At 51.5% G+C, this 18,587-nt stretch carries 17 protein-coding genes and 1 tRNA gene; 8 read left to right on the forward strand and 10 right to left on the reverse strand.

The annotated features are described in order from the left end of the window. Positions 1 to 61: 61 nt before the first annotated feature. The 3 genes from minD to ACXAFR_RS15370 all read left to right on the forward strand — a co-directional run bounded on the left by minD (position 62) and on the right by ACXAFR_RS15370 (position 1,427). Positions 62 to 871, forward strand: a complete 810-nt coding sequence (gene minD, locus ACXAFR_RS15360; RefSeq protein ID WP_475178466.1) for a septum site-determining protein MinD — start codon at positions 62 to 64, stop codon at positions 869 to 871. A gap of 2 nt (positions 872 to 873) precedes the next feature. Beyond that, the gene (minE, locus tag ACXAFR_RS15365) at positions 874 to 1,128 is read left to right on the forward strand and encodes a cell division topological specificity factor MinE (protein WP_475178467.1); all 255 of its coding nucleotides are present in this window, start codon (positions 874 to 876) and stop codon (positions 1,126 to 1,128) included. Between the two features lie 149 nt (positions 1,129 to 1,277). Then, positions 1,278 to 1,427: an entericidin A/B family lipoprotein gene (locus ACXAFR_RS15370; RefSeq protein WP_475178468.1), complete on the forward strand. Its 150-nt coding sequence runs from the start codon at positions 1,278 to 1,280 to the stop codon at positions 1,425 to 1,427. A gap of 145 nt (positions 1,428 to 1,572) precedes the next feature. Here the strand turns inward: ACXAFR_RS15370 and treZ are convergent, their stop codons facing one another. From treZ to ACXAFR_RS15395, 5 genes are all read right to left on the reverse strand, one after another. Further along, entirely contained in the window at positions 1,573 to 3,315 is a 1,743-nt protein-coding gene (gene treZ / locus ACXAFR_RS15375) for a malto-oligosyltrehalose trehalohydrolase (protein WP_475178470.1), read from the reverse strand. 15 nt (positions 3,316 to 3,330) lie between these two features. Then, positions 3,331 to 5,994 carry a malto-oligosyltrehalose synthase gene (gene treY / locus ACXAFR_RS15380; RefSeq protein ID WP_475178471.1) on the reverse strand — a complete coding sequence of 888 codons (2,664 nt, stop codon included), beginning with the start codon at positions 5,992 to 5,994 and terminating at the stop codon, positions 3,331 to 3,333. After that, entirely contained in the window at positions 5,984 to 8,083 is a 2,100-nt protein-coding gene (gene glgX, locus ACXAFR_RS15385) for a glycogen debranching protein GlgX (RefSeq protein ID WP_475178472.1), read from the reverse strand. The genes treY and glgX overlap by 11 nt, the downstream gene beginning before the upstream one ends. Before the next feature lie 544 nt (positions 8,084 to 8,627). Beyond that, positions 8,628 to 8,703: transfer RNA gene (locus ACXAFR_RS15390), tRNA-Ala, on the reverse strand. Positions 8,704 to 8,845: 142 nt separating this feature from the next. Continuing rightward, positions 8,846 to 9,262, reverse strand: coding sequence for a globin (locus tag ACXAFR_RS15395; protein WP_475178474.1), 417 nt, complete (start codon positions 9,260 to 9,262; stop codon positions 8,846 to 8,848). A 281-nt stretch (positions 9,263 to 9,543) separates the two neighbouring features. Between ACXAFR_RS15395 and ACXAFR_RS15400 the strand changes: the two genes are divergently transcribed. The 3 genes from ACXAFR_RS15400 to ACXAFR_RS15410 all read left to right on the forward strand — a co-directional run bounded on the left by ACXAFR_RS15400 (position 9,544) and on the right by ACXAFR_RS15410 (position 11,828). Further along, positions 9,544 to 9,825, forward strand: coding sequence for a polyhydroxyalkanoic acid system family protein (locus tag ACXAFR_RS15400; RefSeq protein WP_475178476.1), 282 nt, complete (start codon positions 9,544 to 9,546; stop codon positions 9,823 to 9,825). 10 nt (positions 9,826 to 9,835) lie between these two features. Next, positions 9,836 to 10,663, forward strand: coding sequence for a hypothetical protein (locus ACXAFR_RS15405; RefSeq protein WP_475178478.1), 828 nt, complete (start codon positions 9,836 to 9,838; stop codon positions 10,661 to 10,663). A 169-nt stretch (positions 10,664 to 10,832) separates the two neighbouring features. Beyond that, entirely contained in the window at positions 10,833 to 11,828 is a 996-nt protein-coding gene (locus ACXAFR_RS15410) for an NAD(P)H-dependent glycerol-3-phosphate dehydrogenase (RefSeq protein WP_475178479.1), read from the forward strand. Between the two features lie 48 nt (positions 11,829 to 11,876). On the opposite strand, the gene ACXAFR_RS15415 is transcribed toward ACXAFR_RS15410, so the two are convergent. Further along, a complete protein-coding gene (locus ACXAFR_RS15415) occupies positions 11,877 to 12,476 on the reverse strand; it encodes a phasin family protein (RefSeq protein WP_475178481.1) in 600 nt (199 codons plus the stop codon). 362 nt (positions 12,477 to 12,838) lie between these two features. Between ACXAFR_RS15415 and ACXAFR_RS15420 the strand changes: the two genes are divergently transcribed. Next, positions 12,839 to 13,465 (forward strand): TetR/AcrR family transcriptional regulator, encoded by a 627-nt coding sequence (locus tag ACXAFR_RS15420; protein WP_475178483.1) that lies wholly within the window; start codon positions 12,839 to 12,841, stop codon positions 13,463 to 13,465. Positions 13,466 to 13,475: 10 nt separating this feature from the next. Here the strand turns inward: ACXAFR_RS15420 and ACXAFR_RS15425 are convergent, their stop codons facing one another. Further along, positions 13,476 to 14,894, reverse strand: coding sequence for a cryptochrome/photolyase family protein (locus ACXAFR_RS15425; protein WP_475178484.1), 1,419 nt, complete (start codon positions 14,892 to 14,894; stop codon positions 13,476 to 13,478). Continuing rightward, positions 14,891 to 15,883: a YbgA family protein gene (locus ACXAFR_RS15430; RefSeq protein ID WP_475178485.1), complete on the reverse strand. Its 993-nt coding sequence runs from the start codon at positions 15,881 to 15,883 to the stop codon at positions 14,891 to 14,893. The genes ACXAFR_RS15425 and ACXAFR_RS15430 overlap by 4 nt, the downstream gene beginning before the upstream one ends. 202 nt (positions 15,884 to 16,085) lie before the next feature. Between ACXAFR_RS15430 and ACXAFR_RS15435 the strand changes: the two genes are divergently transcribed. Beyond that, positions 16,086 to 16,934 carry a DUF1223 domain-containing protein gene (locus ACXAFR_RS15435; protein ID WP_475178487.1) on the forward strand — a complete coding sequence of 283 codons (849 nt, stop codon included), beginning with the start codon at positions 16,086 to 16,088 and terminating at the stop codon, positions 16,932 to 16,934. A 27-nt stretch (positions 16,935 to 16,961) separates the two neighbouring features. On the opposite strand, the gene ACXAFR_RS15440 is transcribed toward ACXAFR_RS15435, so the two are convergent. Together ACXAFR_RS15440 and ACXAFR_RS15445 are read right to left on the reverse strand one after the other, a co-directional pair. Further along, complete coding sequence (locus ACXAFR_RS15440; protein WP_475178489.1) at positions 16,962 to 17,678, reverse strand: YebC/PmpR family DNA-binding transcriptional regulator; 717 nt, start codon at positions 17,676 to 17,678, stop codon at positions 16,962 to 16,964. A gap of 87 nt (positions 17,679 to 17,765) precedes the next feature. Continuing rightward, positions 17,766 to 18,530, reverse strand: a complete 765-nt coding sequence (locus ACXAFR_RS15445) for a YciK family oxidoreductase (protein WP_475178491.1) — start codon at positions 18,528 to 18,530, stop codon at positions 17,766 to 17,768. Positions 18,531 to 18,587: the final 57 nt, after the last annotated feature.

Consider the following 18,587-nt stretch of genomic DNA (forward strand, 5'->3'; position numbering starts at 1 on the left):
TTATTAGCTTACTGCCGTTTCGCCGTCTATATTTCTCATTTTATTAAGAAGGATTCGGGACTTGACCAAAATAATCGTTGTGACTTCAGGTAAAGGGGGGGTAGGCAAAACCACGACCAGTGCGGCGATCAGCAGTGGACTGGCATTGCGTGGCCACAAGACCGTGGTTATCGACTTTGATATCGGTCTGCGAAATCTGGACATCATCATGAACTGTGAGCGTCGGGTGGTCTATGATTTCGTTAATGTCATTAACAAAGAAGCCAACCTACGGCAGGCGTTGATTAAAGATAAGCGGGTCGAGAATCTGTTTATTCTGCCTGCTTCCCAGACTCGTGATAAAGATGCCTTGACGAAAGAGGGCGTAGAACAGGTACTGAATGAGCTGGCGGAAGACGGCTTTGAGTACGTTGTTTGTGATTCTCCCGCGGGGATCGAGCATGGAGCATTTATGGCTCTGTACTTTTCCGACATCGCCGTGGTGGTGGCAAACCCAGAAGTGTCGTCTGTTCGTGACTCGGATCGTATTTTAGGGATTCTGCAAAGCAAATCCCGCCGCGCTGAGCAGGGGAAAAAAGTCGAAGAGTATCTGTTGCTGACCCGTTATAACCCATCGCGAGTGGCCAACGGCGAAATGCTGGGTGTCGATGACGTGGAGGAGATTCTGGCAACCAAATTGTTAGGGGTCATTCCTGAATCTGAGTCTGTGCTGAAAGCATCCAATCATGGGGTGCCGGTGATTCATGATCAGGAGAGCCCCGCTGGGCAGGCATATCAGGATGCCGTCTGCCGACTATTAGGAGAGGACAAGCCCCATCGCTTTCTGGAGGTTGAAGCTAAGGGCCTCTTTGCGAGAATCTTTGGGAGGTAGGCATGGGCTTTTTTGACTATTTTCGTAGCCAGAAAAAAGACTCAGCGGCGATTGCGAAAGAGCGGTTGCAGATCATCGTCGCACATGAAAGAACACAGCGAGGCCAGCCGGATTATCTGCCCAAGCTGCATCAGGAACTGGTCGACGTCATTCGTAAGTACGTCGATATTGATCAGGATCAGGTGGAAGTGCAATTGGACCAGCATGAACAGTGCTCGGTTTTGGAATTAAACATCACACTGCCCGATAGAGACTAGTCCTTAACAGGATTTTTACTTCAGGGTATCAGGCAGGGTTTTGTGTTCATTTTGGCACAAGCTCTGCTTCTTTCTTATTTCGCAAGACACGTCATCTCACCGGAAGCTCAGGGCGGTGGGGGTATTTTGTTGATAGAGAAGGATCCACTATGAAGTCTAACGTTACAATTCGTCATTCCCTTTTTGCTTTGATCAGCGCGGGCCTATTGGTGCTGTCTTTAACCGCTTGCGAAACAACGAAAGGCGTCGGAAAAGACATACAGAATGCAGGCGAAGCGATGGAGGATGCTGTCGAATAAGGCAAACAATTTGCAAGCCTTGGCCGTTGCTCAATCATTTTGAATGACGGCCAAGGTTTCATTCTTCCAACGTTGAGTGTCGTAAAATTGCTATTTATCGGGTAAATCCTGCAAGAGAACTACGCAGATCCTATTTTAGTTCTGATTAAGTGGCTTTTGATATCACCGTGAAAATAACGATACTGGACGTGCCGAGTTGAAGCGTATTGGCTTCGAAAGCACAGTTGCCCGACTGCAGAATCACCTCGTCAAGTTGGCCATTGATGTCCGTAATAGTGACGTCATTTTGACCAAAATTGGCTGCGATTCTGAAACGGCCGCGCTCGATCAGAATCCAACCCTCGGCGTCATCAAATCGAGTGGCGACACAGCTTAAGTCATCATTGCGCAGTTCCGGATGGCGTTTCCTAAGTCCCAATAACGTTTTGTACCAGGAGAGCATGTCGTTGTGAGAAGGCTCTTCGAGCTCGTCCCAGTTCAATCGTGATCGATCAAAGGACTCTATCGCTTGTGGATCAGGAATGTCTGATGGCTTCCACTTAAAAGCTTTAAATTCTCGCTTGCGTCCTTTGGTGACGGCTTTGCCAAGCTCTTCGTGGTGGTCGGTGAAGAAGACAAACGGGCTTGAAGAGGCCCACTCCTCACCCTGAAATAACATAGGTACGAAAGGAGACGTCAGCAAGATGGCGATTCCCTGTTTGACGGTTTCAAGCGGAACAATATGGTTGATTCGGTCGCAGCGGGCACGGTTGCCCACCTGGTCGTGATTTTGAATGAACCCCAACAGTTGCCGACCCGATATACCAACTGCTTTACGACCGTGAACGCGCTGACGGTAGGTGGAGAATTTGCCGGCGAGGGTAAACCCGCTATCCAGAACGTTGGCCAGGTCACTGGCCTTGCCAAAGTCCTGATAATACCCCTGTTGTTCGCCGGTCATCAGAACGTGCAGGGCGTGATGGAAATCTTCATTCCACTGGGCATCCATGCCATAGCCGCCAACGTTTGGGGATCTTAGCAGACGGTGATCGTTGAGATCACTCTCTGCAATCAGAATTAAGGGGCGGCCTAATTCAATTTCCAGCGTTTTTACTTCGGCGGTAATTTGTTCTAAAAAATGAACGGCAGACGAATCGAGAAACGCGTGAACGGCATCCAATCGCAAGCCATCGAAGTGGTAATCTCTCATCCACATCAAGGCGTTATCGATAAAAAAACGGCGGACTATATCACTGTCGGCACAATCTAAATTAACGGCTTCGCCCCAGGGCGTTGCGTAACGATCGGTAAAATACGGGGCGAATTGGCCCAGGTAGTTTCCGTCTGGACCCAAGTGGTTGTAGACCACGTCCAAAAGCACCGCGATCCCTTTCTGATGACAGGTGTCGATTAAGTGTTTCAAATCGTCGGGACTGCCATAGTGGTGAAAGGGCGCATAGAGATCAACGCCGTCATAACCCCAGCCGTGGCGGCCAGGAAATTCTGCCAATGGCATAAGTTCGATATGAGTAACGCCGAGTTCGAGCAAATAATCCAGTTTGTTTTCTAATGCCGCATAGGTGCCCTCCGGTGTGAAGGTGCCGACATGTAGCTCGTAGAGTACTGCGGATGTCATTGGTACTTGTTGCCAGTTGTCGTCCTGCCAGGCATATTGTTGGTGATCGACCCAGCGTGACGGGCCGTGAATGCCTTCTGGTTGCCATGGAGAGCGGGGATCTGGTAGTGGCCCCTGGCCATCCAGATATAAGCTGTAATCCGTCCCGTTGGTCAGCGCTTTAGTGTCGATCTCCCACCAGCCCCGTGGCGTTTTCTGCATCGCGTATTTTTCGCCGGCAATACAGGCTTCGAGGGATTTGACTCTGGGGGCCCAGACGGAAAGTAATGCCATTGATGTGGTGTCTCCTTAAGGTAATAACGTCAGCAGACCGACGGGGATGTCTGCCAGAAGTTCATTCAGCAAGATTTTGCCGCTCCATTGTTTCCCGTTTAGCGGGTCATACCAGTTCCCTGGGGGCAGTTCGATGTGCGTATTGTCCCAATTGCCTTTGAGGCGTACAGACCACCGCGTGGTTATGACGATGACACTTTGTCGTCCATCGGGGCTGGTTCGCTGATGGGCAACCAGGTGCAAAGCTCTACTTCCTTGGGCGTAAACTGGGTTGTAGTTTGCGTTGGCGCCAAAGGCATCACTGTGGGATTGTCGCACATCCAAGGTTTTTTGCAGTAACCAGATTTTTGGCAGTCCGCTGTCATAATCCTCGACAACTTGTGCGGCGCTCAGCGTCTTGGCGGTTGCCAGTAACGCCTGGCGACATCGATAGTCGACGGGCCGTCGGTTATCTGGGTCGACCAAGCTCAAATCCCACAGTTCTGTGCCCTGATAGATGTCAGGAATACCCGGTACCGTTAACTTTAACAGTGTTTGTGACAGTCCATTAGCCCATGAGGCAGGTTTTATTGTGGTAACGAAGGTGTCCAGTTCATCGCAAAATGTTTTGTCATTGAGAAGGCTTACAGTAAATTGCCGCACAAGACATTCGTAGTCTTCATTATTTTGAGTCCAGCTTGTGTAACATTTTGCTTCGCGGACTGCTTTTTCCAGGTAATGAGTCAGACGTTCTTCGTTGATTGGCCAGGCGCCGACCAGCGTCTGAAAAACGAGATACGCGGTATTTTTATCTGGCAGCTGGTCTGGAGATTGTGCCGAGTACTTGTGCCACCATTGATCGACTTTGTTAGCCCAGTGTTCGGAATGTTCCGTCAGCGCGATCAGGCGACAGCGCATGTCCTCACTGCGTTTTGTGTCGTGGGTGGTGGTGGTAAGCATCGCCAGGGGCCACTTTTTTTGACGTTGCTGCAGGTCTTTGTGCCAGTCTTCCAGGGGCAGGCTGAAGGTTTCAGGGGCACCGCCGACTTCGTTTAAACACAGCAGGCGGTTATAACGATAGAAGAGCGTGTCTTCGATGCCCTTAGCCATTGTTGGCCCTGTGAGTTGCTGAAAGCGCATGGCCAGTTCAGCCTCGGCCTCACCGGGAATTTCTAACAGGAGTATTTGCTGCAAAAATTCAAACAGCTCGGGATCCATGTCGTCTGCCAACTCTCGAGCCCCGGTAATGGCAGTGCAAATGGTGTATCGATCCTGATCCGTAACACGGCTTTTAGCGGCTTCGACGTAGCTGCGATAGACGGGGAATGAAACTGCGGTTAAGCGCAGGGCCTGTTTGAGTTCAAAGCGCGTATAGTCTCGATAACACCGATGTTGTTCGCAGATATCTACAAACAGGTTAGTTAGCCGATTGAGTTCACTCACAAGATAGTCGTCGAGGATCAACATTTTGCAATTGAGGGCGAGCGAAGCGTACGCCTGATCTTGTCCCGTAAACGAACGATAAAAATCAGTGAGAGGCGTATTTGCATCCGGGTCGATCAAAATGCGGGTGCAGGCGTTCAAAAAATCGTAGCCGGTTGTGCCTTGAATGGGCCAGTCTTCTGGTAAATGTTCTCCGGGTTCCAGTATTTTCTCACCGTAGAGAATGGCTTTAGGGCAGGACTGTCGCAATTGCTGGAAGTAGGCTGCCGGGTTACGCAGGCCATCCGGGTGATCAATACGCAATCCCTGCACCCAGCCTTTGGAAACCCATTTCAGGGGCAGTGCGTGAGTGTCATCAAAAACCTGTGGGTTTTCCACGCGAATGCCTGCCAGCGTAGTGACATCAAAAAAACGCCGATAGCCGAGATCTCGGCTGGCGGTTTTCCAAAATGCCAGCCGATAGTTTTGCTGATCAATGATTCCATCGAGTTTTTCAACGTCTTGGTTGAAACGCTCAAGAGCGTTTTTAATCGCGGCGGCGACTCGGTCTGATTCATCGCAAAGTCGCAGACGTAAATCATGCAGCACAGCTTTGTCGCGATGTCGGCGTTGTACCGCAGCCTGCACCTTGACCGTTGGGCGCGGCAGTCTGCTGTGGCTCTCTGCCAGAAAGGCCAACTCTTCTGAGCCACAGTCTAGGGCCGCTTCCTGCAGGATAATCGCGATGCTAGACGGGTCTAGAGGGAATTGGTTGTCGTAGTAATTTAAAACAAAACGCTGTTGGTCGAGGGCGAGTTGCAGTTCTCCGGCTTCAAGTACTCGGCCATAATGATTGCCTAACACCGGCAGTAGGATTTTATTCGGCCATCGCTCTTCGGTATTTTCCCAGTCGACATCAAAATAGGTGGCGTAGAGGCTGGCGGCTCCGTTTTCCAGGACATCCCACCACCAGGGGTTGCTGTGGGTTTCTATGGCCATGTGGTTAGGGACGATATCAATGATATGTCCCAACTCCGCAGCTCGTAGGGCCTCGCAAAAGCGCGCGTGCGCCGTGTCACCACCTAATTCATCGTTGACCCGAGTCGGGTCGACGACATCGTAACCGTGAGTGCTACCATCCGCCGCCTGGAGATAGGGTGACGTATAGATATGGCTGACCCCCAGATCTCTTAGGTAATCAATGATGGCTATCGCATCGGCAAAGGTAAACTCGCTATGAAGCTGCAGGCGGTAGGTGGCGCGAAGCTCACGCGCCATGGCGCAACACCACCAGGCTGTGACTGCTGACGGTCAATTGTTCGCCAGGCTCCAGCGATTTCGGCTCACTGAGAAAGCCGATGTCGGTATCCAATTCCAGCAGCCAATGTTCTCCCCATTTGGCGGGTGGCAGAGTGAAATTAAGGGGTTCTACGTAGGCGTTAAAAATAACGTAGAAGTTATCATCAGTAACGGGTTCCCCGCGGGGATTCGGATTGGGAATGGATGCCCCGTTCAGGTAAACACCAATCGATTTTGCCCAGCCGGTGCCCCAATCGGCTTCACCCATTTGTTCGCCATCATTGGTAAACCAAGCAATATCCGATACTTCTTCGCCGTGAATGGGGCGGCCGTGAAACCATCCGCGACGACGGAAGACAGGATGAGAGCGGCGATAGTCGATTAATGTGCTGCAGAAATTGAGCAGTTCGCTGTCGGCTTCTTCCCAGTTAAACCAGGAAATGTCGTTATCCTGGCAATAGGCGTTGTTGTTGCCTTGCTGCGAACGACCGAATTCATCGCCACCCAGTAGCATGGGAACGCCCTGCGATAGCATCAGCGTGGATAGAAAGTTCCTTTGTTGCCGGAGTCGGAAATTGTTGATTTCCTCCGAGTCGGTCGGCCCTTCGGCACCGCAATTCCAGGAGCGATTATGGCTCTCACCGTCGTTATTATCCTCACCGTTCGCGCTGTTGTGTTTTTCGTTGTAAGACACTAAATCCCGTAAGGTAAAGCCATCGTGTGCCGTAATGAAATTAACACTGGCAAACGGCAGGCGCGAGTTTTTTTCGTAGAGATCGGAGCTGCCGGTAAAGCGCGAGGCAAATTCGCCCATGGTTTGGTCTTCACCGCGCCAGAAGTCGCGCACACAGTCACGATATTTGCCATTCCACTCTGTCCAGACCGGGGGAAAGTTCCCCACCTGGTAACCGCCTTCGCCCACATCCCAGGGCTCGGCGATTAGCTTAACCTGACTGATGACAGGATCCTGCTGAATGAGATCGAAAAACGCAGACAATTTATCGACGTCGTGCAGTTCCCGGGCTAGGGTGGCGGCCAAATCAAAACGGAACCCGTCCACGTGCATTTCCAGAATCCAATAGCGTAGAGAATCCATGATCAACTGTAGAACATGGGGATTGCGCATATTCAAACTGTTGCCCGTACCCGTGTAGTCCATGTAGTACTGACGATCATCGGTGAGCCGATAATAGTAGGCGTTGTCGATGCCTTTGAAACTCAGCATTGGCCCCAGGTGGTTGCCCTCGGCTGTGTGGTTGTAGACCACGTCCAGAATCACTTCGATACCAGCCTGGTGTAGCGCTTTGACCAGACCTTTGAATTCAGCAACGACAGCACCCGGGCGTTGGTCCGAGGCGTATTCGCTGTGGGGCGCAAAATAACCGATGGAGTTGTAGCCCCAATAATTGCGCAAGTCTTTGTCGACCAGATGTTTATCGTGAATAAAATGGTGGATCGGCATAAGTTCGACGGCAGTAATTCCCAAGTTCTTTAGGTAATCAATAGAACTCGGATGGGCAAGCCCGGCATAGGTCCCACGAATTTCTTCTGGAACATCTGGGTTCTGAGCGGAAAAACCTTTGACATGAGCTTCATAAATGACTGTTTCGTGCCAGGGGATTTGCAGGCGGCGATCGCCGCTCCAGTCAAAATGAGGTTGGTGCACGACCGAGCGAGGAATGTAAGGTGCACTGTCCACCTCACTTTTGCTCAGCGGGCCTTCAGCAAACTGATAGGGAAATAGGGCTTCGTGCCATTTCACCTGACCGTTTACGGCTTTGGCGTAGGGATCCATCAAAAGCTTGTTTGGGTTACAGCGGTTTCCCTGTTGCGGGTTCCAGGGGCCGTGGACCCGGAATCCATAACTTTGTCCGGGCTCGATACCGGGAAAATAACCATGCCAGCAAAATCCGGTGACTTCCGGAAGTTCTATGCGCGTTTCTGTGCCTTCGTCGTTGTAGAGACACAGCTCAACAGATTCTGCGGTTTCTGAAAACAACGAAAAATTCGTACCGGAACCGTCAAAACTGGCTCCAAGTGGGTAGGGATTCCCTGGCCATACTTTCATGATACTTCCCAATCCTGTGATGCAATAATGAGAGTGAGCGGCATCGAACGATGTTTGCTCGGTAAGGGTATCGCGGTGGAGATGTTACTTCTGGGCTCCTGTACTTTAATCTAGGGGAGCGGGTGTTTGCCTGTCATCCATCGTTTTCAAAGGTCTGGAATAAGCGGTATACCGCGGATAGGGCGCCACCATGCTGTAGTTATTAATCGCCAGCAAAAAGCGCGCCCAGCCGAAATGTCATAAGGCTAAGTCGTGCTGAATTTGGACGCGTTGATTGTACGGCACAGTATTGCCAGGCTGTGTTGCAAATTGACGTATTTTGACGTCCTGGCGAGGATGCGGATGACAATGTGATTTTGAAAAGTGTTCTGCGTGCCAAAGGGAAGGCGAGTTGGTTTGGAACGACCACAAGGGAGCCAGAAATTGAAGGGGGCGTTTGTTAAATTTACAGCGGCTGCTGGCAAATCATGCAAGGATTCTGATTAGGGGGGATTTCACTAGTTGGTGAGAGCTGGGGGGGGGATGACGAATAGTACGGGAAAATTGGTGGAGCCTAGCGGGATCGAACCGCTGACCTCAACACTGCCAGTGTTGCGCTCTCCCAGCTGAGCTAAGGCCCCATAGTGTCGGAAACCGGTGGAATACAAGGCTAGTAATGTGATTTCACTTAGCGTTGCAGGGCGGTCCCTAACGAAGAGGTGCGCATTCTATCACTCAGGATCCGACTGTCAACTGTTGTCGATGATCATTGCTTCGACGCTACTAATGGCTGCTGACAAACTTAATATAGGTGATCCCCGGTGCCAAAACCAAACGCCAGGCCAGTTCAACGTCTTCAGAATAGTCTTTGTCAAAAGATTGCAGCGCTTCCATCAGGCTGTCTTCCCACTGGTCAAACAGATAAAGGGGAACTGCATGCCCCCGGGAGCCGTGAACTTTGCCAAGATGTTGGAGTTGTTGGGTGAGTTTGCGGGTGGTATAAAATTCAACCAACGTTTCTAGGGAGTCGTGCAGCATTGTTTTCTGTGCACTCATATTGGTGTTGGCGAACAACCGGGCAACGTCGTCGGACTTGGTGAAAAATATCCGATAGAACTCACCAATAAAGTCAGCGTTATAGCTTGAGTTACCGACTGCGCGCAAAAAACTGTCACGAAAAACCTGTTCGTAGTCAATCACTGTTTCGCCCCCCTTTCGAACCAGTGGCTGACAATTTAGCATGGTTGATCAGAAATGTGTTGTTCTGGAGCAACAAGTCGCGCTATACAGTTTTTCATAGCGCAAAACTGAAGTGCATCCTGAGGGGCAGATCGCCGGCCATTGGCCGGTGCTGGCGATTGTGAATTGAATAATGCTGTTTTTACCCCATATAGTAGATACACGAGTTAGTGGGAGATTCTTCTCCCTTTTCGGGTCGAAGCTTAGCGTCCGGATACAATTTGAAGCAGAGAGAAAGACCTATGGCAACCATCGAAATTCAACGCACTCATTCCATGGAACTGAACGAGGTCAGGGATGCGGCACAGAAATTGGTGGATCGTCTGGAGAAAGAGCATGGGGTCACCTATGCCTGGAATGATGATACGGTAGATTTTAAATGTGCACCCAAGGGGATTTCCGGCCGCTTGGCGGTAGATCCTCAAAAGCTCGACCTGAAGATTAAACTTGGGATGTTGGCCTCAATGTTCGAGGGACCACTGCGTCGGGAGATCGATTCCTACCTCGATAAACATATTTCCTAAAGGGGGATGTATGGCGGATTCTGAAGCAAAGTCTGAAAGCCCGGCGTCGTCAGGGGTTGAGAATCCGCCCGCTAAGTTTGATAGCGCTCATGGTGTCGACGACGAAAAAGACGCCGCTAAGTCGACGGGATCGGTACTGAAGGCGGAAAGCCATGATCAACCAGGGGAAAATCTGTTTGCGACCCTGTTTGGTGGCGTTTCGGAGCTGTCATCCCAGGCGGTGAAATTCGCCGCCAGAAAAACTCGCGATACAACTTTTCGTGTGTTCAAAAATACACCTGAACAGCTTGAGCTGCTCGGTAAGGCGGGGCGGTCGTTGCGCGATTTGCGTGAGGTCGCGGGCGTCAGTTTGGACGATGTTTCAAAAGCGATCGACCTGCACGATCCGGATTTACTGCGCAGTGTGGAAGAGGGCAAGGCCGCCTTGCCGTTTGAGGTGCTGCTGAGGTTGTCCTCGTTTTATGCGCGCAATGATCCTGTGCCTTTTGTGATGAAATATGCCAGGGTTTACAGTCCCCGGGTATGGAAAATGTTGCAAGCGGTTGGTGTTGATCGAATCATGCTGCAAGCCGAGCGCGAATTACAGTTTTTACAGATTTATCGCTCTCGAGATGCCGCTCGTAAACTTTCCGATGAAGGCTTTAATGAGGTGTTGGCGTTTACCCGCAAAGCCTTTGAGATGTCTCTTCACTTCGCCAGTGAGCAGGAGCAGAAAGTCAGCGAGGCAAAGCGGGCGGCCGACGAGGCGATGTCTGGCTCGAAGGGCGATGCCGCAGCTGCAGCTGAGACGACCGGCAAGCGGGCTCAGGAGCAGCGCCGTACCGGCACTGAGGAGTAGTTTTGTTCGGGAGTGGTTAGATCTCCTAACGTGTAGGGACGACTTGCACCTATCGTCATTGTGGGATCACTATGATCCCAAACAAGAAAAATTTACGTATTTACAGACACTTGTGGTCAGCGAAGAGGATGACATCTCGCGCTGATCGTCGTGGTTAATGGGAGGAACTATGAAACTGAATGTCGCAGTATTGGGTGGCGGGAGCTGGGGTACAACGGTGGCGTCTCTGGTGAGCCGCAATACCGAGACCACTCTCTGGGCTCGCAATATTGAGACTGTGGAAGAAATTAACCACAAGCACTCAAACGAACGCTACCTACCTGGCGCAAAATTACACCAGCGTCTCAAAGCAACAACGGACCTGGAAGGCTTGGTGGCGAACTGCGATGTTCTCATCATGGGAATTCCGTCTCAGTCTTTCCGCAAGGTTTTGGAGCAAGTTCAGCCACATATTCGTCCCTGGGTTCCTGTGGTCAGCTTGACCAAGGGGCTAGAATTAAGCACTCGAAAGCGCATGACAGAGGTCATTGTCGACGTTCTACCTGGGCATCCTGCGGGGGTGTTAAGCGGTCCCAATCTGGCGCGAGAAGTGATGGCTGGATACGCCGCAGCCAGTGTTATTGCAATGGAAGATCCCATTGTCGTGCAGGAGCTACAAAATATCTTTAATAGCGGCTTGTTCCGTGTTTATACCAACAATGACGTCATCGGCTGCGAGTTGGGTGGCGTGCTCAAAAACATCATTGCGTTGGCGACGGGAATGGGTGACGGCCAGGGGGCGGGAGAAAATACCCGTTCAGCGCTCATCAGTCGGGGACTTGCTGAGATTACCCAGCTGGGCGTTGCCATGGGTGGTCAGGCTCAAACATTCGCTGGACTTGCCGGCGTTGGCGATCTGGTGGCCACGTGTACCAGTGAGCAGTCTCGAAATCGCCATGTTGGATTCCATCTCGGGCAGGGGAAAACCATTGATGAGATCGTCAATCAGATGCACATGGTAGCCGAAGGTGTGAAAAGCGCGCCGACGGTGATGGAATTGGCGGACCAGTACGGCATCGAAATGCCCATCTCTCGCAAAGTTTTCGATGTGATTCAGGGCAACAGCACCGCCGCCATGGCGTACAAAGGCTTGCTGCGAGCTGATATTGGTGCAGAGTTCGAATAGCCGTTAGATCTCTCTGGATCTGGCGACGCTTTTCCAGCAAGCCCGGCTTTATTCTGGGTTGCTTTCACCGCTATTGGGCATTTCTTTACCGGGTGCTGCGGCTGTTGGTTTCTTGGTGGCAGCCGCGCGCTTACGCGGTGTTTTTGGTTTGGGCTCCGTTTTCGATTGTGCCGCCTGGGCAGACAACTCGTCGATTTTCTCATTGAGCGTGCGCAATTGTTCGCGTGAAATCACGGCTGGGACAAAGGCATCAACACGCTTGCGGATGGTTTCGAGGCGGTGATGTATCGAGTCGCTCAGTTTATCCAGCGGAATAGAGTCACTTTTCAGTTTGCCGAGAGGAATATCCTTCGTTAGGGATTGCAGTTTTTCGGCGCTGGCGCTGAGTTTTTCCTTCTGTGCACTGAGTGCCGCATTGGTTTTTTCGACAGCGGCCTGCTGTGTTTCAGAGAGGATTTTCTGAGTCTGGCTTTCCAGCTCTTCCCCTCGGGCAACCAGCTTTTCGAAGAAGCCTCGAGTCTCTGCATTGACTTTTTCGTAGCCGTTTTGCAAGTTATCAAAACTCTGGCCATAGGCCCCTAAACCAGCCAGCCAAATTTTACGGCTGATTTCTTCTGTTTTTTCGTAGGCTTTTTTAATATCTTTCATAAAACGGCTTCAACATCTCTTTACGATAAAAACACAACCCGTGTTCAGAATAGGGCGGCAACCCCGTTGGCGCGGAAGAAAACATCAATCTACGATGATTTCCTATAACATTTGTGCGCGCACCATCTGGTGATGGCTTCGAATTCACCTTGATGGTTAGGGATATTAGCGACAAATTCTAGAATATGCATACTAGGAGGCTCTGAATAGTTTACTGCGTTGTATTCGCTGCGTTAAAAATGACGTCCAAATTCTCATTAGTTTTCAGTGACCCCCGCGGAATACAGTCATTTTTGCCTTTCGTTTACCGCCAAGTACCCCATTGTTCAGAGCCAGCCCGGAGCAGTAAATCAGGGAGTTGGATGAAAACCAAAGAGAGAATACTGCAGGTCAGCCTGAGGCTTTTCAACGAGCTTGGCATAGCCAATCTGGCGGCGATTGACGTCGCCAACGAAATGGAAATCAGTCCTGGAAATCTGTACTACCACTATAAAGGTAAAGGGGAAATCCTGGTCAGTCTTCTGGAGCGTTATGAAGATGCCTTGCAGAAGGGTTTTTTGATACCGTTAGTGCAATCTGAAGCGGGTAGCGAAGACAGTTGGCTGAACTTTTACGCACTCGCTGAGTTGATGTACCAGTATCGGTTTTTGTTCCGCAGTCTGACGGATATACGTGAACAGTTTCCGGAAATTCATGGTTCGATTAACCGGATTTTGTTGGCCAAAATCAAGCTGGTTACCTTGTTGTTGGCATCGATTGCTACGTCTCAGGCAGAGCCTTCTCCTGATGAGCGAGAACAGCCGCCGCTGGATGTGGCCCTCATTCTTCTCCTCAACTGGTTTAATTATCGAGAAATGGCGGCGGCAACAGAAAGCCCGGGTTTGCTGATACAGGGATTAATGGTGCGCTTTGAGGGGCTTTTAAGACCCTATTGCAGCCCTGACATGCAGGGCTTTATGCGACTTAGCAATGAAAATTATTATCCGTAGAGGCGATGCATCAGTCGTCGGATTGACTGCCTAGGGTTGCTTTGAAGGTTTCCAGGGCGGTAGCGCGCGCTTCACGATAGTCGATAATGGGTTGTGGATAATCCAATTTCCGACGTTGTTCGCTGGTGGGGGTGTGTATCTGCTTGTCGGAGAGGGATTCCAGCTCAGGCAGAAAACGGCGTATAAATTTCCCTTCTGCATCGTATTTTTTGGATTGAGATTCCGGATTGAAAATTCGAAACCAGGGTTGCGCATCACAACCGGTCGATGCGCTCCACTGCCAACCGCCGTTGTTGGAGGCGAAATCACCATCGATCAGATGGTTCATAAAAAACGACTCACCTTGATGCCAATCGAGAAACAACAGCTTCGTGTAGAAACTCGCCGTCACCATACGTAACCGATTGTGCATCCAGCCGGTTTGCAACAGCTGCCGCATGGCGGCATCGACAATAGGGAAACCGGTTCGACCTTCCTCCCAGGCGCGCTGATGATGACGGTTGTTAGACCAGGGAATCGCTTTGGTTTCCAGTCGAAAAGGTTGTTCTCGGCAGAGCCGAGGAAAATGAACCATCAAGTAACGATAAAATTCGCGCCAGGCAACTTCACGAATCCAAGGATCCTGCCGCCATTCGTTGCCGTTTTCTCTGGCTTGTTGTGCCGCTGCCTGAGCACACTGACGAGCGCTGATCGCGCCGACGGTAAGGTAGGGAGACAGCAAGCTGGTTCCTTTAATACCGGGATAGTCGCGGGCATCAAGGTAGGTGTTGGCGCGATGCTCTGCGAAATCTTTTAGAGATTTTTGCGCCGCTTTCTCGGTTGCAGGCCAGATATCGTCGCGAAAGTCTCCGGATCCAGGCAATGTCAGTGTGGATTCTTCATCGACGTCAGACCAGTGATCGGGAGCGGCTCTTGGCACCGGCAGGGGATTCAATACATCGTCTTGCAGCTGCGTTAACCATTGACGGTACCAGGGAGTGAACACCTTAAAAGGGGTGTCTTGTTGCGTCAGAAGAGTTTCTGGTACGACCAATAAATCTGCCTGATGCCGGCTCACATCAATGTGTTGTTTCTTGAGTAGGTCAGTAACGGCCTTGTCTCGAGCCTGTTCATTGACGGGTACTTCTTGATTCCAGTAAACCCTCTGCAAGTCCCAGTTGAGGCAGTAGTTTTTTAGGGTTTCAGGCACATCGGCAAAGTGGTGACATTCAAGCAGATCGAGAGGGACATGCTTTTTGGCAAGTCGTTGTTTTAAATCTGCCAATAAACCTGACTGCAATCCTATTTTCGCCGGAGAGTCGCCGTGTTCCTGCCACTGGTCGGGGCAGGCGACATAGACTGCTCGGCAGGGCTCCTTGCGACTCATGGCGGAATGAAAAGCTGGGTTATCCGCCAGGCGTAAATCGTTTCTAAACCATATTAAATTCACAGGCGATTTCTCAGTCCGAGGTCATCGGGGTAGGGCTCCCAGTAGCGTTGAGCGCGCACATAATGGCTGCCTTCACGTTCGATGTAGTGGCGCAACAGTGTTAGTGGAGTAATCAGTGGAATCTGACCAATACGATAGCGATGAATGATGTCAACGATGTTCTGGCGGGCGGCGCCGTCAACAGAGTGTTTCAGAAACCCCAACAGGTGCATCAGCACATTGGTGTGGCCGCTGCGTTTTGCGGGTTTCGCCATGGCTTGCACCAAGGCGCTTTGATAGTACTCGAGTACCTCGTCAATCGGTGTTCGACTGGCATCGGCCAAATAGCGGCCCAGTTCCCGGTAAATCGGTTGGCTGTGGGCGAGCAGGACAAATTTATAGCTGCTGTGGAAGGCGAGAAGATTACCGTAGGTCGGTTCGGCACGTACTTCGTTGCGGAAATGGTGATGCGCATAGACTCGAAGGACGAAGTTTTCACACAGGGCAGGGTCGTGTAAGCGACCTTCTTCTTCCAGGGGCATAAGCGGGTAGCGTTCCTGCAGGGCTTTGGCAAACAAACCAGAACCTTTGTCTTTGTGAGGATAGCCATTGTCCATGTAGACTTTTACCCGCTCAAGACCGCAGCTGGGGCTGTTTTTCATCAGGATATAACCATCGAGGCCATCGAGTTGCGTCAACTCGTTTTCCATCCCGGTTCGAAGTTGTGGCGCCAGATCATCCGTGCCCTTGTCAGAATCCACATAAATCAGTTTTGGGGATTGCGGGTCACCAGCCAACCGCATGGCTGGTCGGGGAATTCCAAAGCCAGCGCTGGCCTCGGGACAAAAGGTGCGATATTGAAAGTAGTTGCTGAGTGTCTTCAGACACAGGGCCGATTGGCAGTGGCCGCCGTTGTAGCGAACGGACTGGCCTTCGAGACAAGCACTTAAGCCGACGGGAATTTTGGAATCCCTGGGAGGGTTGTTTTCAGCGACAAGGCTGTTGGTCATGGTTGTTTTACCTGGCGGCTGGTTTTCACGGTTTATATTTGCTCTGACATTGCCTCTCAATGAGTGAGGGACTCGATCAAAGATTGCTAAGTTTACGTTTCTTCAGCGGGAAAGGTTTTCGCCGATACTGCAGGGCTTGCCCCCATTGAACTATTCGGTGGGCTTCCATGACTAAGTAAAGATTCCTTTCAGATAAATGGCTATGTTTCCCGATCCAAAACAGACACTTCTGTCGTTATTGCTTCTTCCTGCCGCATGTCTGGCGCAGTCGGATGTTGATCAATCGCACCGACCCGAGCACCAAATATTTTTTGCCAGTGGAGAAGATCAGGTGCAGTTGTTGGAGCTGTTTTCATCGCAGGGTTGTAGCAGTTGCCCGCCGGCGGCGTCGTGGATGTCGACGCTGTTGGAGAGCCCTCGACTTTGGCGTGACCTGGTACCGGTCAATCTGCACGTCGATTACTGGGATCATTTGGGGTGGAAGGATCCCTATGCCAGCATTTTTTTTTCCCAGCGTCATCGTCGCTACCGACTCTATGGGCATGTTGAAACACTTTACACTCCGGCGTTTTTTTACGGGGGGGAAGAGTGGCGAGGTTTTTTCAATCAGCAAGCTTTGCCTGGGCCGGGAGATCGTCGGGTTGGGCAGTTGCGTGTGCGGGTTAACGAGGAGCGCCTAGCGGCGAGTTTTGCGGGTCAAACCGCTGGGGCACTGCAGTTGAACATTGCGTTGTTGGGATTTGACCGAACCACCGAGATTGCCAGCGGAGAAAACCAAGGCCGGCAGCTACGAGAAAATTTTGTGGTGGTCAAGTATAAGGCGCTTACATCCCATTCCGGGCGTTGGCAGTCTCACCGTCCTGAATGGCTGGCGGCAGGTTTTTTTGAGGAAGATGCGCACAAGTCGGATGTGGAGGGAATGCAGGAGACCGCATTGGATTCACCCCAGGGGCAAGATACCGGCCCGCGTCGTCAAGCGGTTGCTTTTTGGGTGAATTCACCGGGCGACCCATCGCCAGTGCAGGCTGCGGGAGGGTGGCTCCCGCAGTAACACACCTACCATTGCTGGCGATGAGCTCTACTGTTCAGCGTTGTGATAAATGTTTTGCACGTCGTCCAGTTCGTTGAGCATATCGAGAAATTTCTCAAACATCTCTTGCTCTTCTTCGGGAATCGGCGTCGTGGTCTGCGGCAAAAACTGAATTTCTTCGACCTCGAAATCGATCTCACCAAAGGCATTAGCCAGTGCTTGCTTGGCTTTGAAGAATTCGGCTTGAGGCGCAAAGATGGTGATCATGCCGTTTTCGCATTCGATATCGGTTACATCGACATCGTCTTCCATCAACGCTTCTAGTGTCGCCTCTTCATCATCTCCGGTGTAAGACAAAATCGCGCAGTGGTCGAACATATGGCTGACCGAGCCCTGGGTACCCAACTTGGACTTGGTCTTGGTGAAGCAGAGGCGAACGTCTCCAAACGTGCGGTTTGGATTGTCGGTTAAGCACTCAACAATCACCATGCAGTTGCCGGGACCAAATCCCTCGTAGCGCGCCACATCGAAATCTTCGCCACCGCCACCGCGGGCTTTTTCCAAGGCTTTGTCGATGACGTGCGCTGGCACCTGATCTTTTTTGGCGCGATCCATCAAGCTGCGTAGCGCGAGATTCCCATCGGGCTCTACACCACCTTTTTTGGCGCAGGCGTAGATCTCGCGTCCGTATTTGCTGTAAACCTTAGTCTTAGCCGCGGCCGTTTTGGCCATGGATTCCTTGCGGTTCTGAAAGGCTCTACCCATAAATTGCGGTTCCTGTTTACGTTGATGGCGGGGATTCTAACCGCTCAGAGGCACAGTGCAATCCTCAAGCGCATTTTCCCTTCGCGTTTAGCTGTCTTGTACCTGGTAGCTGAATTGCTGGCCGGTGACGCCAACACTGTTTTCACCGAGTAAATAGAGATACCAGGGAATCAATGCTTCAGGACTTTTTACTGTCTCGGGATTTTCGGCGGGGTAAGCCTGGGCGCGCATGGTCGTCCGAGTTCCGCCTGGATTGATGCTGTTCACGCGTATGTTGGTGGCGCCCTCGCATTCCTGAGCGAGAGTCTGCATCATATTTTCGTTCGCTGCTTTGGAGGCAGCGTAGGCGCCCCAGTAGGCTCGGCCTTCGTAGCCGACACTCGAGCCGGTGAATATGACGGAAGCGTTATCGGCCTGCTCTAAGACTGGCAGCAGACTTTTGGTGAGTAAAAACTGCGCGATGACATTGACCTGGAAGACGCGCTGCCAACGATCGGCGGAGTAGTTGCGCAATGGGGTTTTTTCGCCCAGATCTGCGGCGTTGTGAATTAATCCGTGCAGAGCGCCAAATTCATCGAGCAGCGCCTGGCTCAGATCCAGATAATCTTTTTCACAGGCACCTTCGAGGTTGACCGGAAAAATCGCCGGTTGGGGTAAACCCAGTTGTTCAATGTCGTCGTAGACTGCTTCCAGTTTGGCGGTGGTTCTGCCCAGTAACACGACGGTGGCCTGGGCTTTGGCGCAGCCCAGGGCAAGCGCTTTGCCGATACCGTCGCCGGCACCGGTGATTAATACGACCCGGTCTTTCAGCAAGTCTGCACGGGGTGTATAGCCGGTTGGCAGGGAGTTCATAATCTACCTCTGTAATTCTGTTGCACATGACACGCCGCTCTCGGTTCTGGCGTGGCA

The organism is Pseudomaricurvus sp. ABR4_320 (assembly GCF_056159445.1).